The organism is Paraburkholderia sp. SIMBA_053, from assembly GCF_046534895.1.
GTDB classification, from domain to species: domain Bacteria; phylum Pseudomonadota; class Gammaproteobacteria; order Burkholderiales; family Burkholderiaceae; genus Paraburkholderia; species Paraburkholderia caledonica.
Genome location: NZ_JAWRXU010000024.1, coordinates 1 through 15,217 on the forward strand (window position 1 = coordinate 1; position 15,217 = coordinate 15,217).

At 63.9% G+C, this 15,217-nt stretch carries 12 protein-coding genes; 3 read left to right on the forward strand and 9 right to left on the reverse strand.

Annotated elements, in window-relative coordinates:
* Positions 1-81 precede the first annotated feature (81 nt).
* The 3 genes from SB753_RS33640 to SB753_RS33650 all read right to left on the reverse strand — a co-directional run bounded on the left by SB753_RS33640 (position 82) and on the right by SB753_RS33650 (position 6,521).
* Positions 82-459 (reverse strand): response regulator transcription factor, encoded by a 378-nt coding sequence (locus tag SB753_RS33640; protein ID WP_410804290.1) that lies wholly within the window; start codon positions 457-459, stop codon positions 82-84.
* Between the two features lie 180 nt (positions 460-639).
* Complete coding sequence (locus tag SB753_RS33645) at positions 640-1,326, reverse strand: response regulator transcription factor (RefSeq protein WP_410804292.1); 687 nt, start codon at positions 1,324-1,326, stop codon at positions 640-642.
* A 116-nt stretch (positions 1,327-1,442) separates the two neighbouring features.
* On the reverse strand, positions 1,443-6,521 hold the full coding sequence (locus SB753_RS33650) for an AAA family ATPase (RefSeq protein ID WP_410804341.1): 5,079 nt from the start codon (positions 6,519-6,521) through the stop codon (positions 1,443-1,445).
* Between the two features lie 415 nt (positions 6,522-6,936).
* On the opposite strand from SB753_RS33650, the gene SB753_RS33655 reads away from it, so the two are divergent.
* The gene (locus SB753_RS33655; RefSeq protein WP_410804294.1) at positions 6,937-7,269 is read left to right on the forward strand and encodes a hypothetical protein; all 333 of its coding nucleotides are present in this window, start codon (positions 6,937-6,939) and stop codon (positions 7,267-7,269) included.
* 103 nt (positions 7,270-7,372) lie between these two features.
* On the opposite strand, the gene SB753_RS33660 is transcribed toward SB753_RS33655, so the two are convergent.
* From SB753_RS33660 to SB753_RS33675, 4 genes are all read right to left on the reverse strand, one after another.
* Positions 7,373-8,152: an alpha/beta fold hydrolase gene (locus SB753_RS33660; protein WP_020070038.1), complete on the reverse strand. Its 780-nt coding sequence runs from the start codon at positions 8,150-8,152 to the stop codon at positions 7,373-7,375.
* An 83-nt stretch (positions 8,153-8,235) separates the two neighbouring features.
* Positions 8,236-8,571, reverse strand: a complete 336-nt coding sequence (locus tag SB753_RS33665) for a DUF4148 domain-containing protein (protein ID WP_408411349.1) — start codon at positions 8,569-8,571, stop codon at positions 8,236-8,238.
* Between the two features lie 239 nt (positions 8,572-8,810).
* Positions 8,811-10,319, reverse strand: a complete 1,509-nt coding sequence (locus SB753_RS33670; RefSeq protein ID WP_410804297.1) for a M81 family metallopeptidase — start codon at positions 10,317-10,319, stop codon at positions 8,811-8,813.
* A 118-nt stretch (positions 10,320-10,437) separates the two neighbouring features.
* Positions 10,438-11,727 (reverse strand): MFS transporter, encoded by a 1,290-nt coding sequence (locus tag SB753_RS33675; RefSeq protein WP_410804299.1) that lies wholly within the window; start codon positions 11,725-11,727, stop codon positions 10,438-10,440.
* A 160-nt stretch (positions 11,728-11,887) separates the two neighbouring features.
* Between SB753_RS33675 and SB753_RS33680 the strand changes: the two genes are divergently transcribed.
* Together SB753_RS33680 and SB753_RS33685 are read left to right on the forward strand one after the other, a co-directional pair.
* Positions 11,888-12,856, forward strand: coding sequence for a LysR family transcriptional regulator (locus SB753_RS33680; protein WP_088175004.1), 969 nt, complete (start codon positions 11,888-11,890; stop codon positions 12,854-12,856).
* A gap of 63 nt (positions 12,857-12,919) precedes the next feature.
* Positions 12,920-13,507: a TetR/AcrR family transcriptional regulator gene (locus SB753_RS33685; protein WP_410804301.1), complete on the forward strand. Its 588-nt coding sequence runs from the start codon at positions 12,920-12,922 to the stop codon at positions 13,505-13,507.
* Between the two features lie 107 nt (positions 13,508-13,614).
* Here the strand turns inward: SB753_RS33685 and SB753_RS33690 are convergent, their stop codons facing one another.
* Positions 13,615-14,124, reverse strand: coding sequence for a cytochrome P460 family protein (locus SB753_RS33690; protein ID WP_410804303.1), 510 nt, complete (start codon positions 14,122-14,124; stop codon positions 13,615-13,617).
* Positions 14,125-14,146: 22 nt separating this feature from the next.
* The gene (locus SB753_RS33695; RefSeq protein WP_020070045.1) at positions 14,147-15,178 is read right to left on the reverse strand and encodes an alpha/beta fold hydrolase; all 1,032 of its coding nucleotides are present in this window, start codon (positions 15,176-15,178) and stop codon (positions 14,147-14,149) included.
* Positions 15,179-15,217 lie beyond the last annotated feature (39 nt).

A 15,217-nucleotide genomic window follows, 5' to 3' on the forward strand; every position in this document is an offset into this window, starting at 1 on the left:
TCGCTGGTGTCGCTGGTGTCGCTGGTGTCGCTGGTGTCGCTGGTGTCGCTGGTGTCGCTGGTGTCGCTGGTGTCGCTTTTGCTAGCCGTGTCCGAGCGCGCGACGAATCCAGGACTCCAATTCGCTCGCGTCGATGGGCTTCTCGATCACACACAACGCAGGGCTGGCCCCTACCCTCGCGCGCGTGCGCGCGGAGGCCAGGGCCGTGATGAACAGCGTGGGAATGCGCATGCCGTCGGCTTCTAGCTTGTCGAGGAGTTCTATCCCGCCCATGCCGGTCATCTGGATATCGCAGATCAGGCAATCGGTTTGCGAGAGTACATCCGACGCAAGAAACTCTGCCGCGCTCGCGAACTCGCGCGCCTCCCAGCCGAACGAACGCACGAGGCTGCTGGCGGCGGCGAGCACGAAGGGGTCATCGTCGACAATGACGACGAGTTCGGTGGATGAAAGCGACAAAGCGATACCTGCCTGAGGCCAGGCAAACGGATGGGCCCATCCCACCGCTCACCGGTAGCCCAGCATAACGCCACGCATGGGTACCGCCATCATATGTAGGTATGGGTACACCCGCGCCGCTTGCCGGAACACGATGGGTACAGCTTCGCGCGCGCGAACGGTACGGTATAAAGCGTACGCTTACTGCTCCGCGGCACCTATTCCGCCGAGTTTGGCGATACCGAGCGCTTGCATCTTGCGCACCAGCTCCGCCACCGAGCGCGTGTTCATTTTGCGCATCGCCTGCCCGCGATGAATTTTGGCCGTGATCTCCGCGATTCCCATGTTGGCCGCGATCTGCTTGTTCATCAGCCCCGCGGCCACGTGTTCGAGCACCTCGCGTTCGCGCGGCGTCAGCGATTCCCAGCAAGCGCGCACCTCATGCAGCGAGCGGTCGGCCTCCAGCCGCTTCGCGTCGCTGTCGAGCGCGGCGACTACCGCATCGATCATGTCCTGGTCGCAAAACGGCTTGGAGAGGAAATCCATCGCGCCGGCCTTCATCGCCTTCACGGTCATCGCTATGTCGCCGTGGCCCGTCATGAAGACGATGGGCATGTGCGGCTGGCCGGTCTCCGACAGCGATTTCTGGAACGCAATACCGCTCTGCCCGCGCAGCCGCACGTCGAGCACGAGGCACGACGGATTCGCGCTTTTGGGCGCGGCGAGGAATTCCTCGGTCGAGGCGAACGCGTGCACTTCGAGGTCGATCGAGCGCAACAGGCCGACCAGCGCGCCACGCACGAGGTCGTCGTCATCGACGATGTAGACGACGCGGGACTCGCGGCCCGTGGATGAAGCGGCTGTACGGAAGGTTCGGGAATCGGACATTGCGGCGTTCGCAGAGCTCTCGTTAAAGGCCGCGAGGCGGCCCGGTGGTTAGACGAATTCGAAGCGCCGGCGCCGGTTCACACATGCTTCGTGCGAACCGCACGGCGGCGCGCTGCTTATGTTCCTTCCGCGTCGAGCCGCGGCAACACGAACCGGGCGCGCGTGCCGGTCACTTCGCGCGGCGCGAGAGTCAGCGTGCCGCCATGGGCATCGACGATCGAATGCGAAATGGCGAGGCCCATGCCCATGCCGTTGTCTTTCGTGGTGAAGAGCGGTTCGAGCAGCCGGTCCGCGACTTCGGGCGCGATGCCGCTGCCGAGATCGTCCACCGTTACGTGCACCGTGCCGTCTGCGCCCTTGGTGCACGCGAGCACGAGCAGCCGCCCGGTGTCGAGCGCAGCCATCGACTCGACGCCGTTCGTCAGCAGATTGATCGCCACCTGCTGCAACTGAACGCGGTCGCCATGCACGTAGACGGGTTCGTTCAGGCCGCGCAATTCCAGCGTGACGTTCAGCGTGTCCAGTTGCGCGGCCACGAGAGCCGCGGCCTCGCGCAGCGCTTCGGACAGGTCGATCGTCGTGAACTGCGGCTCGGCCTTGCGGGCCTTTGCGCGGAGCGCCTCGATGATGCTTTTCGCGCGCGTCGCGCTGCGGCTGATGTGCGTGAGCATCTGCTGCGCTTCGCCGATCTCCGGAGGACTGCGGCTCAACCAGCGCAACGCGGCGCTCGCGGAGGTATCCACGGCGGCGAGCGGCTGCCCGACTTCGTGCACGATCGAAGCGACCAGTTCGCCCATCGCCTTCAGACGCGTTGCGCGCGCGAGGTCGGTGAGCGCGGCGCGCAGCTGTTCCTCAGCCCGCGCGCGCTGCTCGTTCTGCTCGACGAGATCGTCGTAGAGCCGCGCGTTTTCCAGCGCGAAGGCCGCCTGCGACGCGATCACTTCGAGCACCGCCGCCTTGGCCGCCGTGAACACCTTCGCGGCCAGATCGTTCTCGAGATACAGCACGCCCACCAGCGTCGAATAACGCATCAACGGCACGCATAACACCGAACGCGGACGCTTGCGGCGGATGTAGACGTCCTGCGCATAGACCGGCGAGTCGTGCGGGTCGTCGGCTACCACGCCTTCCTGAGTACGCGCGACGGCCTGCACGAGCGAGACCGGCAGCACGTCGGACGTGAACGGCACCGCCTCCTGCGTGACGGCGATCGCGCCGTTGACCACCTGCGCGCGCGCCGGCACCTGCCATACGCCGCGGCGCAGCAAAACGAGTGCGCCCTGCCCGGCGCCGGCGCTTTCGAGCGCCGTGCGCAACAGCGTTTCGACGAGCCGCGCCGGAACAATGTCGCTTGCGAGCGCATTCGAAATGCGCAGCACCGCTTGCACGTCGAGTTCCTGAAGACGGCTTGCGGCGGGTGCATCCATGTCGGCGTCGAACAGTTCGGGATGGCCGGTCTGCAACTGCCGCGCCTTCGCCATCGCGCCCCAGCGTTGCCACGCCCCGCGCGCGTGACGCAGGTACGCCTGCGCGCTCACCTCTTCGCCACGCGCAGCGTGGAACGACGCCGCAAGCTCGGCCGCAAGCGCTTCGACCTGCGTGAAGCCGTGACGACGCGCGTGCGCGACAGCCCTCGCATAAGCTTCCAGCGCGTCGAGCGCGCGGCCTTCGACACGCGCCATCTCAGCATGCACCAGCTCGCATCGTCCGACGAAATTCTCCGGGCAGGCTCGCGCCCAGATCGCGAGTTGCCCGGCGTGGCGCTGCAACGCAGCCTCTTGCGCCGCATCGCGCTCTGGCAATGCGAGCAGCGCGAGCGCCCCGTAGAAGGGCAACTCGCCGCTCTCGGCGAAGGAACGCGATGCGTTCGCGCAGGCTTCGGCACGTTGACGCGATTCCAGCGCATCCGCGAGGTCGCCGAACAGCAGCGCGCGCTGCAAGCGGTACACCCAGTAAGAGAAGTCCACGAGCGTGGTCGGCCTGCCGTCCACGGGCACCGGCGGCATCTCGACGCGGCCGTCGGGCTCGCCTTCCTGCAAGTGCGTGAGGAGCGCCCATTGCGACAGCAGCGCGTCGATCACCAGCTGGAAGTTGGCGTCGCGTGCGCTCGCCAGTGCGCGCGCCACCGTCTCGCGCACGTCGGCCAGCAACTCGCCCGCGAACAGCATGCCGGTGGCTTCGTTGCGGCCGCAATACAGCGCAAAGGTGTGATCGCTGCTTTCTATGGCGACGTTGTAGGCGCGGCGCACATAATCGCGCGCACTTCGTGCCGGTAAGGTCCAGGGTACGACGAAGGTGCCGAACACCATGTAGACGCGCGCCCGATACCGTACGAGCCCGCGTTCGTCGACCAGGTGCAGTGCGAGCTGGCCGAACGGAAGCGAAAAGCTGTAGTCGCCGTAACGCACGCCGAAGATCTGGTTCATGCACGTGTACACGTTCGCGGCCGCGTCCGAATGGCCGTGCTCGATCGCGAGGTTGACCGAGCGCAGCAGCATGAAGTCGACCAGATTCTGGTCGGTGTAGAGCGCGGGCGGGATGAGGTCCGAGATGATGTCGGTGATAGCGCGGCGAAGCGGGTCCGCGATGATGGGCAACTCGCGCAGCCCGGCAATGCCGTGCTGGTCCAGCCAGCCGCGCAGACGCGCGTATTCGCGGTCCACGTCGGCATCGACGGGATGCATGGGCACCTCGATACCCGCGCGATGCAAAAACGCGAGACCCACGCCGAGCGCGAGATCATAGCGGCCGAGCGTCGTGTAGAGCGCGGCGCGCAGCCGCGCAAGATCGGCGCCGAAGATGCCGTCGCCCGCCTCGGCTTCCAGCGCCGACAGGCGCGCCTCGGCAACCTCGAGCGCGCCGGTCATGAACTCGGCTTCGCCGCACAGCTTGCGGGCGAGCAGGCCGTCTTCGCTCGCCGCCTGGTCGCCCAGCAAGTCGAGCGCCGCGCGGAAGAAGCCGAGTGACGAATCGTGCGCCGTTGCGGCTTTCGCCTCGCGCCCGGCGTCCAAATTGAGGCGCGCGAAGACGCGCCGTTCGTCGGAATCGTCGAGCGCCGGGCGCGCGAGGTTGGCTTGTGCCGCGAGCGCGAACACATCCGTCTCGCCGCCCCGGTTCGCCAACTGGCGACGGGCAATCTGCAAATGCAGCGCGGCGCGCTCGGCTGCCGGCATCGACGCGTAAGCCGCCTCGCGAATCCGGTCGTGCCAGAACACCCAGTCGCCGTTCTCGCGATATACCGTGCCGGCTTCGAGCGCGGGTTGCAGATGCCGTGTCGCATCGAGTTCGGACAACCCGGCCGCCACCGCGAGCGTTGAAGTGGACGCGCGCTGCCCGAGGCAGGCCAGCACCCGCAGCATGAATTGCGTGGCGGCGGGCAATTGTCCGAGCTTTCGAGCGAGCAGTTCGACGACGTTTTCGACGCCGCGCTGTGCCGTCATCTGTTCGAGACTCCAGCGCCACGCGGACGACTCCACGTCGTATTCGAGAAGGCCGTCGTCCGCGAGCAGGCGCAGCAGATGGTGCGCGAAAAACGGATTGCGCCCGGTCTTGCGGCCGATCATCTCCACGAGCGGTCCGAGCGAATCCGCGTCCTGATGTAGCGCACGCGCAATCAATTCACGCAGCGCGCCTTCGTTCAGCGGCCCGAGTTGCACATGCCGCGCGGCGGCCACGTCGGCCAGTTTGCCCGCGCGCAACGGGTGATCCGCGGGCACTTCATTGTCGCGGAACGCGCCGATCAGCAGCAGCGCCGCATCGCTATGCTGATGCAGCAGCCGCTCCAGCACCTGCAAGGTGCCGGTGTCCGCCCACTGGAGGTCATCGAGCACGAGCACGAGCGGACGCGCGCCGTTCGCAAAGCACGCGATCAACCGCGCGACCCCCTGAAGCACGCGCTCGCGTTCGAGCGCCGGCGCGGCGTCCGGCGGGTCGAGCGCTTCGGGCTGCGGCCCGAGTACGGCACCGAGCGCGGGCAGAAATGCGCTCAGCGTGCGGCCGACGGGCGCCGTGGCCGTGGCGATGCGCTCACGCCAGATCGCAAACTCGCCGTCGGGGCAGCCGAGCACGAAGCGCAGCAACTGCTCGAGCGCCTGGCCGAGAATCGCGTACGGCTTGCCGCGATGACCTTCCTCGCTCTTGCTGACGGCGAGAAGCGGCGGGCTCACACGCTGCATCCGCGCAACGGCTTCTTGCAGCAGCGTCGACTTGCCGATCCCGGAACTGCCCGACACCCACGCGACACGCGCTTGCCGTCCGTCTACGACCGCACGGAACTGCGCGAGCAGCGCCTCGATTTCGTCGTCGCGGCCGAGCACCCGGTCGGCCTGCTGCAGGCGTTGCAGCGCCGCATGGGTGTCGAGCGTAAAAGGCGCGATCTCGCCGTGACGCCGTTGCAGGTCCTCACATCGATGCAGGTCCGCAAGCAGCCCCGCGGCGTCGGCGTAACGTTGCTCGGGCGCTTTCTCGAGCAGCTTCATCACGATCCGCGAGATTTGCGGCTGCACGTCGGCAGCGAGCTCGTATGGCGGACGCGGCCGGTGGGTCGCGTGCGCATGCACACGCGCGGCGGTGTCGGCGGCCTCGAAGGGCGGCATGCCTGTCAGCAACTGATAGAAGATGCAGCCAAGCGAATAAAGATCGGCGCGTTCGTCAACCGGCACGTTCATACGCGCGCCGAGTTCGGGCGCCATGTAGATGAAGCTGCCGTCGTTCCATTCGAGGTCGGCGTCGGGCGAAGCAGTGGTGTCGCCGGGACGGGTGGCGGAGCCAAAGCCGGTGAGAAACGCCTGGCCCTCGTCGTTCACGAGAAAGCGGGCCGGCGACAGCGCACGATGCACGATGCCCGCCGCGTGCATGGCGCCGACGGCCCTCGCAAGGCCGATGGCGATCTTCAGGAAGGCTGCGGTGCCGGCCTGGCGTGAGCCGCTGCAGCAGCGCAACGGCTCGCCGCCCGGATCGGCAAGCAGGAGCAGCGCGCCTTCGCCGTGCGGCACGAGCGCCTGCGGAACCGCCGACCACGTTTCATGCAGCGCGGCGCGCAACGCGTATTCGCGCTGCAGCGCCGCCAGCACGGCCGGCGCACCGCTCCCTCGCCCGGCGACGAGCACCGACGACGCGCCGTCGGCAACCGCTCGTTGCAGACGCGGTGAACCATTGCCCAGTTCGATAAAGCTTCGGTTCGACAGTTCGATCATGCGAAGACGGTATGGACGCAGCGACGCGCGCGAGCAGTTCAGGGAAGGTGCGCACAGCACCCATGCAGACGATTGCACACTCCTTCACCCCCAGTTCTGCGGGCAGCCCGTTGGCCTCGACGTAAGGTGTGCGCCGAAAATAATACCCACTCCCAGTTCATTTCGGGTCAGGCAGTGAAAACAAAATAGACATTGCAGAATCTGTACGATCGTACGTATCAAAGCACGACAACTGTACCCTTCGGATGATTAGAACTGTCCTGATTCCGAAGCAGTACTGTTCACGTATAACGGCCTGAAACAGGCCGTTGCGGACTTGCCTTCAGAAAAAGCACACCCTATTATGGACCAACTGATCCATAATTAACAATCGTCCGCTGCAGCCGATCAGCCGCAGCCAACTTCGGGGAAAACAATGACCATCGATTTTTCGAAAGTGAATAGCGTCGCCGGTACATCTGCGACTTCGGGCTCGACGTCGGTTGGCGCGAGCAGCAGGAATAAGCCGTCGTTCCAGTCGCTATTGGCTGAACTCACCGATTATGTGAAAGGCACGCCGGGCGAGCGCATGGAAAAGATGATTCTCGCGAAGCTGGGAGTCACCGAAGAAGAACTGAAGAAGATGTCGCCGGAAGAGCGCGAGAAGATTTTGGCGAAAGTCCGGGAAATGCTGAAGAAAGAGATGGAGGCACAGCGAGAGATGCAACAACAGAAAGCTTCCGGACAACAGATTAACGTGTCGGTTTGAACAACGGATCATTCGCCCGCTCACGTGCGTGTGCGGGCGAATAATCGATGAAGCTCGCAGCGAGGCTGCTGCTGTTTTGCCGCTTATTACCGCCTATTGCAGCTTATTGCGCAGCCTTCGCCGCGGCGATGATCGTGTCGGCAACGAGCTTCGGCTGGCTGACCATCGCGACGTGGCTTGCATTCGCCAACGTCACGTGCGCGCCGATGTTCTTCGCCATTGTCTGTTGCAGACCAGGATCGATCATGCGGTCCCGTTCGGTCACCACGAAGTACGACGGCTTGTCATGCCACGCTGCTTTCGTCACCTTCTCGCCGATACATGCCGAAGCCCACGGACCTTGCGTTGCCGCGATCACACGGCGCTGCGGCAAAGGCACGTCTTGCGCGAAATCTTCTAGCACCGCTTTGGTCGACAGCGTCAGATTGCCGGCCGAGTCTTTCTGCAATTCACTCGCCCACACGGGCGCCGGCTTGCCCTTCGTGATGTCTTCGATCGATTGACCGCTATCCGGCGCGAATGCCGCCACGTAGACCAGGTTTTTCACCTTGTCTTCGTTGCCCGCCTCGCTGATCACCACGCCTGCCCACGAATGGCCGACCAGAACCACAGGTCCGTTTTGCTGCTCGATCACGCGTTTCGTCGCGGCAACGTCGTCGGCCAGCGAGCTCAATGGATTTTGCACTGCGACCACATGTGCCCCGCGCGCTTCGAGCAGCGGAATCACTTTCTCCCAACTTGAACCGTCGGCGAATGCGCCGTGCACCAGCACGATGTTCTTGCCCTTCAGGTCCTGCGGCGGCGCCGCGTGCGATGCTTGCAGCGCGAACAGTCCGCCGAGCAGCAACGCGGAACCGACGAATTTCTTGAGAAGCCTGGTCATTGATTTTCTTCCGGCAGAATGGAGTTGACGTTGATTGAACTATTGCGCAGACGACGCGCGGCGAACACGCGCCGCCGCGTGTATCACGAGTGCGCGTAGATCGGACCGAGACCGACCACGCCCTGCTGCGGCGCCGATGCGCCGGTCGTCTGTGCACGCGAGCCTGCTGCTGAACGGCTTTGCACGACGCCGCCATATGCCGCGGCGGCCGAGGCGTTCTGCGCGGCAACGCGCGCTTCAGCGGCTTCGATGTTCTTCGGATATTGGGTGGTGTCGCTGGCGGGGTTGTAGCCGGCCTTCTGCAACTGAACGAGTTCCGCACGCACTTCAGCACGCGTCACCGTGTGACTCGACTGGGCGAATGAAACAGCGGGGACGGCAACGAGTGCGGCAACGAGAAGGGATTGAACGAGTTTCATGAGCTTTCTCCAGAAAACGACGGCATTCAAAGGTCAGAAGTTCGGCTGAAACACTCTGCAGCCCATATCTACGAGCTAGCGTGTCACCCGAATCGGGCGCAGTGTTGCGAATCAACCTTGCGTGACGACATTTGAACCCGCCGACGTATCTGGAATGTTTTCGCGAACCCGTTTAATGCAAGCGTGTTTATCGAGGCACGGCCTGGATACACTGCGATACAAAACCGCAGTGAAGCCAATCAGCCCGCTACCGTATTGAAATCACTGAATGACGGACCGAGTGGCCGCACTCGCATTTCCGGATCGAGATGCGTCCACGGCAGATCAGCAGGATCGGCGGCCATGGGGCCCGGCGCTTTGGCGACGAGAATCGCCTCTGCGATCGCTTCGAAATCTGCGCGAAAATGGACAGAACTCTTGTTGACCAGGATCTTCATTCGCTCGGGTTCAATGCCCGCCACGCGGAACAGATTGCGGTCGAAGACCTGCATTTTCACGGAGCTCACCGCGATCCGCACGCCTTCGATTCGCAGGCATGCGACCGGACCTAGCTCCCCTTCCATGCCGTTGAGCATCGGCCCGTCGAAACGGAAGCGTCCGTCCGACAGGTGCTCGACTTCGAACTCGGCTTCGAGCGGCGCATCGCCCTCCACGCCCGCACCGCCTCCGAGCCGCAGCGCAATGCGCGCCCCGACGCCCGCGCGATGTGCCGCGGCCGCCGCCTGTGCGTCCCAGATCACGCCGACTGCCGCATCCTTCGCGCCGTTGCGCAACAGCGCGCGCACCATGCCCATGGTGTTCGAGTCGCCGCCCACGCCCGGGTTGTCCTGCGTGTCCGCGATGATGACCGGGCGCGATGCGGATGCGCTCACGCGGATCGCTTCGAGCGCGGCTTCGTCGGGCGAGAGAAACGGCACGTCCCAGCGCGCTTCCTCGCCGACGATCCTGGCAAACAACGCGTCGGCGGCCTGCGTCGCCGCGTCTTCGTCGAACGAATAGGCCCAGATTGTCGGACCGCATTCAGGAAAATCTGCCGCAGGGAAGCCGGGCGCGAACGATACCGATACGACTGGGCGCTTCTCGAGATCGGCGAGCATGCGGTACATGTCGTTCGCCGGCTCGACCAACGTGCACATGCCGTTTACCGGAATCAGGAAAGGAACCCGGCGTACCGCGCGATGCAACGGGCGTTTCTCCCACATCAAATCTTCGAGAATACGCGCGGCGCGCTCGCCGGTTTCCGCCATGTCGACGTGCGGATACGTGCGGTACGCAACGAGCGCACTCGCATGAGCGAACATGCGGGCCGTGACGTTCGCATGCAGATCGAGCGATACGACCACGGGCATGCGATCGCCGACGATCCGCCGCACGCGTTCGAGCAACTCGCCCTCGCCGTCGTCATGCTGCTCGGTCACCATTGCGCCGTGCAAATCCAGATAGATCGCGTCGAAGCCGCCTTGCTCGACGGCCGCGATGATCTCGCCGCCGATCCGCTCGAACGCATCCGTGGTGACATGTGCCGACGCGCTCGCGCCAGCCCAGATCACCGGCTTCAGTTCGCGGCCGTTCCCTTCCATGACCTTGATGAAGCCGCCGATCGGCACGTTGACGTCGCGCAGGTTGAACACGTCTGCGCCGCGAACCATCGGCGGGAAGCCTTCACCCTGGACGAAGCTCTCATAAGACGCCTTGGTCGGCGCGAACGTATTGGTTTCATGCTGGAAACCGGCAATCAGGATTTTCATGTGGTTCACCTTGATGTGTTTCACCGCTGCGCGAAAGCACGACGCAGCAGTGACAAATTAATTCGGATACCTATCTGTCAAGTCGCGATACAGATCTGCGAAGCCCGCTGTGAAGCGGCTATTGCTGCTTCATCGTCAACTTGCCCTCCAGGATCAGAATGGCGGCCAGCGCGGCGGCGCAAGCCATGACGAGAAGCCCCGCATGCATGCTGCCGGTCCCCGCCTTGGTCCAGCCGACCACCGCCGGCCCCCAGAATCCGCCGGACAGACCAACGGTATTGATGAGCGCGATGCCGCCCGCCGCCGCCGTCCCTTCAACGAGTTGCGACGGGATCGCCCAGAACACCGTGTAGGCCATCCACAAGCACGCGGTGCCCAACGTCAGTGCGAGAAGCGTGAGCGGGAGATTGCCGTCCGCAAAGACCGTGGCGATCAGACAGACTGCCGCGCCCAGAGCGGGAATCGCGCAGTGATAGCGGCGCTCGCCGAAACGGTCGGAACTGCGGCCCGCGAGATACATGCAGACGGCAGCCGCCACGTACGGAATCGCCGTGTACCAGCCAAGGCGCACCGTATCGGTCACGCCTTGCTCCTTGAGCAACGTGGGCAGCCAGAAACTGATCGCGTAGATCGGAAAGATGACGCTGAAGTAAGCGAGCGCGAGCACATAAACTCGCGGGCTTTTCAGCACCGCCTTGAACGAATCCGCGCGATGCTGGGTCGGCGCGGTTTCGCCTTCGAGCAGTGCTTTTTCGCCGTCATCGAGCCAGCGCGCGTCGGCGGGTCGATCGGATATCACGCGCAGCGTCAGCAAGCCCAGCACGATGCACGGCAGACCCTCGACGAGAAACATCCATTGCCAGCCGGCGAGGCCGCCGACGCCGGCGAGGCTCGTCATCAGCCACGCCGACACCGGTCCGCCGACAATGCCGCCCAGCGGTCCCGCAACGAAAACCAGCGCAATGGCGCGCGCCATGCGCGCCGGGCCGTACCAGCACGACAGGTAATAGATCATGCCCGGCGCAAAGCCCGCTTCGAAGACGCCCAGCAAAAAGCGCATCGCGTAAAACTCCGGCACGCTTCGCACGAACAGCATGCACGCCGACGTGATACCCCATAGCACCAGAATGCGGCTGAACGTCTTGCGAGCGCCGACTTTCGGCAGCATCAGATTGCTCGGCAATTCGAACAACACATAGCCGATGAAGAAAATGCCCGCGCCCACGCCGTATGCGGCGTCGGAGAAACCGAGGTCGGACTGCATCTGCAATTTCGCGAAACCGACGTTGACGCGGTCGAGATAGGCGAACATGTAGCAGGCCACAAGGAACGGCAGCAGCCGCCAGTTAAGCTTGCTGTAGAGCGCGGCGGCGGGATCGCCGGCGGCCGAGGGATGGATTGCTGACATGGTTGTCTCCGTATGCCTTGCTGGCCCGTTGCAGGGGTTGAGTCGATGGTGGCAGCGCAAAAACGGACTAGCAAGAGCAACTAAGTTCACATATCGTTGTCTTATGGGCAACAGACGCCAATCCTGCGGTGAGCGGGGGTCCGGCGGTCGGAGCGATCAAATGCGAGAAATCAACCAGCAGCGGCTACGCTATTTCCACGAGGTGCTCAGTCACGGCACGATTCGCGGCGCGGCCGAACACATCAACACGTCGCCGTCGGTCATCACGCGGCAGATCAAACTGCTCGAAGACGAACTGGGTGCCGTCCTGTTCGAGCGCCAGGCGCGCGGCGTCAAACCGACCGAAGCCGCCATGCATCTGCTCGAGTTCTGGCGCGGCTACCGCTCGCAACAGGAGAAGCTCGAAGACCAGCTGCACGCGCTGAGGGGGCTGCGCACCGGGCAAATTCAACTGGCGGTCAGCGAAGGTTTCGTCGATACCTTCGTCGACGACGTGCTGGCGCCGTTCTGCACGTGCTATCCCGGTCTGGAAGTCAGCATGACTATGCTAGCGGTAGACGCGATCCTCGACGAGGTCGCGGAGAATCGCGCCCACATCGGTCTCGCCTATAATCCACCGCCGCACGCGCGCATCGCGTATCGGGCGAGTTCCGCGCAGCCGGTTGTGCTGCTGCTGAGAAAGGACCATCCTCTGGTCAAACGTGGCGGCCCGGCGCGTCTCGAGGATCTGCAGGCCTATCCGCTCGCGCTCATGCCGTCTACGTTCGGCATCGGTCATGTCGTGTCGATGGCACAGGTGGCCGCGAACGTGTCGATCCGTGCAACTTTGACCACCAACTCGTTGAGCGCCCTCAAGCGCTTCGTCACGGCGGAGAACTTCATGACGCTGATTGGAGAATTCGCCGCATACCGCGAACTCGCCAGCGACGAGTTCACCACCGTTCCGGTCGCCCATCCGCTCTTTGAAAGCGCACAGGCGAGAGTGCTGGTCAAAGCCGACCGGCCGCTCGCCGCCGGGCCGCTCGAACTGTTGAAATGGATCGAGGAACGCATGCCGATGTTCGCACGCGGAAACGCACAGAGACACAAACCGCAAAAACGCGCATCCAACCGCGCAAGCGGCAGCTAGCCGCGGCATATACGGCGAATCTTTTTTATTGATTGTTCAGTCCACAACTACCAGGCTGAAGATATGGTGAGACCACGTGAATTCGATCGGGACGAAGCGCTGGATCGCGCCATGCGCGTGTTCTGGTCCAAGGGTTACTCGGCGACGTCTACGGACGACCTGCTTGCGGCCATGGAAATTGGCCGGCAGAGTCTGTACAACGCATTCGGCGACAAGCGCAAGCTCTACCTGGAGGCGCTCGACCGTTATCAGCAGCACAGCATCGCGGCGCACGTCGAGCGGCTCACACGCGGCGCTTCGGCACTAGCCGGCATCAAGGCGATGTTGCTGGGCGCGATTGCGGCGGACGCCGCCGAGCGCGCAAACGGTTGCATGGGCGTGAACAGCGCCGCCGAGTTCGGCGCGAGCGATGCCGATATCGTCGCGATCCGCGCTTCAGGCGCAAAGCGCCTGAAGCAGCACTTGCTGGCTCGCATCGAACAGGCGCAGCGCGACGGCGAGATCGATCCGCAAATGAACGCGGAAGAAGTGGCGCTGTTCATCGGCAGCACCATGCAAAGCATTCAGTTGAATGCACGCGCAGGCATGGCGCCGGCTGCGCTGCGACGCCTTGCGAAATTCGCCGTCGAGCGGCTGGTCGTGCGTTCATAGCAGAGCGAAGAACACCGTAACGTTCGAACGAGCCGCAGCGATATTCACATCGCTGCGGCCCGCCCTTCTGAAACACTCACACGTACCCGGTGCGCGCGCCGCCTCGGCTACGGCGCAAATCGCGTGAACACATAATCGCGATCCTTCACCTTCGCCGCGTGACACGCAAAGCACGTCTCGTGCTGCGCGGCGTCAACGGGCTGCCCGTTGATGAAACGCCCGAAACCCCAGCCTCCCGTCGACGCATAACGGCGCGAGTCCTTGACCATCACCTGAACGGTAGTGGGCTCTCCGGGGATGGTCGCCGTCGCGAACTCGGGCGACTGCTTGCGCTTGTACGCAAGCTTGACCAGGATGGTGCCGTCGGGATACGGCAACGTCGACTTCTCGATTGCCTTGATCGCGGCGGGATTGCCCAGCACCACGCGCAGTTCGTCGAGCGGCGCGGCCTCTTCCGCAGGCGCGATCATCTGCCACTTGCGGTAGCCATCCGGAATCGTCACCCCGTAGATTGGCGAGGGCGCCGACTTCGCGGGCTCCGCCAGCGCATGATGTCCCACCGTGCCAAGCAGGAGCGCCGCATTCAGCGCAACCTGTGCAAGCCGGATTTTTCGCATTGCGTGTCTCCCGTTCGTCCGCTCAGAAACGGGCGACGTCGATGACGGCGTCGGCGAAAGCTTTCGGTGCTTCTTGCGGCAGGTTATGCCCCACGCCGCCGCCGATGTTGCGATGCGCGTACTTGCCTGTGAACTTCTTCGCGTAGGCCGACGGCTCCGGATGCGGTGCGCCGTTGGCGTCGCCTTCCATCGTGATGGTCGGCACGGAGATGGTCGGGCCCATTGCCAGGCGCTTCTCCAGGTCGTCGTATTTCGGCTCGCCGGACGCGAGGCCGAGACGCCAACGGTAGTTGTGAATCACGATCGCGACGTGATCGGGATTAACGAACGATGCCGCCGTGCGTTCGTACGTCGCGTCGTCGAAATTCCATTTCGGCGAGGCCGTATGCCAGATCAGCTTGTTGAACTCGTGACGGTTCGCGTCGTAGCCGGCTACGCCGCGCTCGGTCGCGAAGTAGAACTGATACCACCAGGCAAGTTCCGCTTTCGGCGGCAACGGCGCTTTGTTGGCTTCCTGGCTGCCAATCAGATAACCGCTGACCGACACCATCGCCTTGCAGCGCTCCGGCCACAGTGCCGCGATGATGTTCACGGTGCGCGCGCCCCAGTCGAAGCCGCCGAAAATGGCCTTGTCGATCTTCAGCGCGTCCATCAGGTTGATGATGTCGACCGCGATAACCGCCTGCTGGCCGTTGCGCGGCGTATCCGCCGAAAGAATGCGCGTCGAGCCGTAGCCACGCAGGTACGGCACGATCACGCGGTAGCCGGCGGCGGCCAGCAGCGGCGCGACTTCCACGTAGCTATAGATGTCGTACGGCCAACCGTGCACCAGAATGACGACGGGGCCGTTTTGCGGACCTGTTTCCGCGTAACCGATGTTCAGCGTGCCGGCGTTGATCTGCCGTAAGTTCTCGAACGACGTGGCGCCGGATCCGGATTTCGTGCCGCTCGACTGCGCGTGCGCGAGTCCGCTCAAACCGAGTTCCATCAGGCTGATGCCTGCGACCGTCGTGCCGAGCAGACGGCGCCGCCGCGTATTGACCTGTTCAGACATGGCTATTTCCTCTTCTTGTACGAAAACCTGGTAGGACCT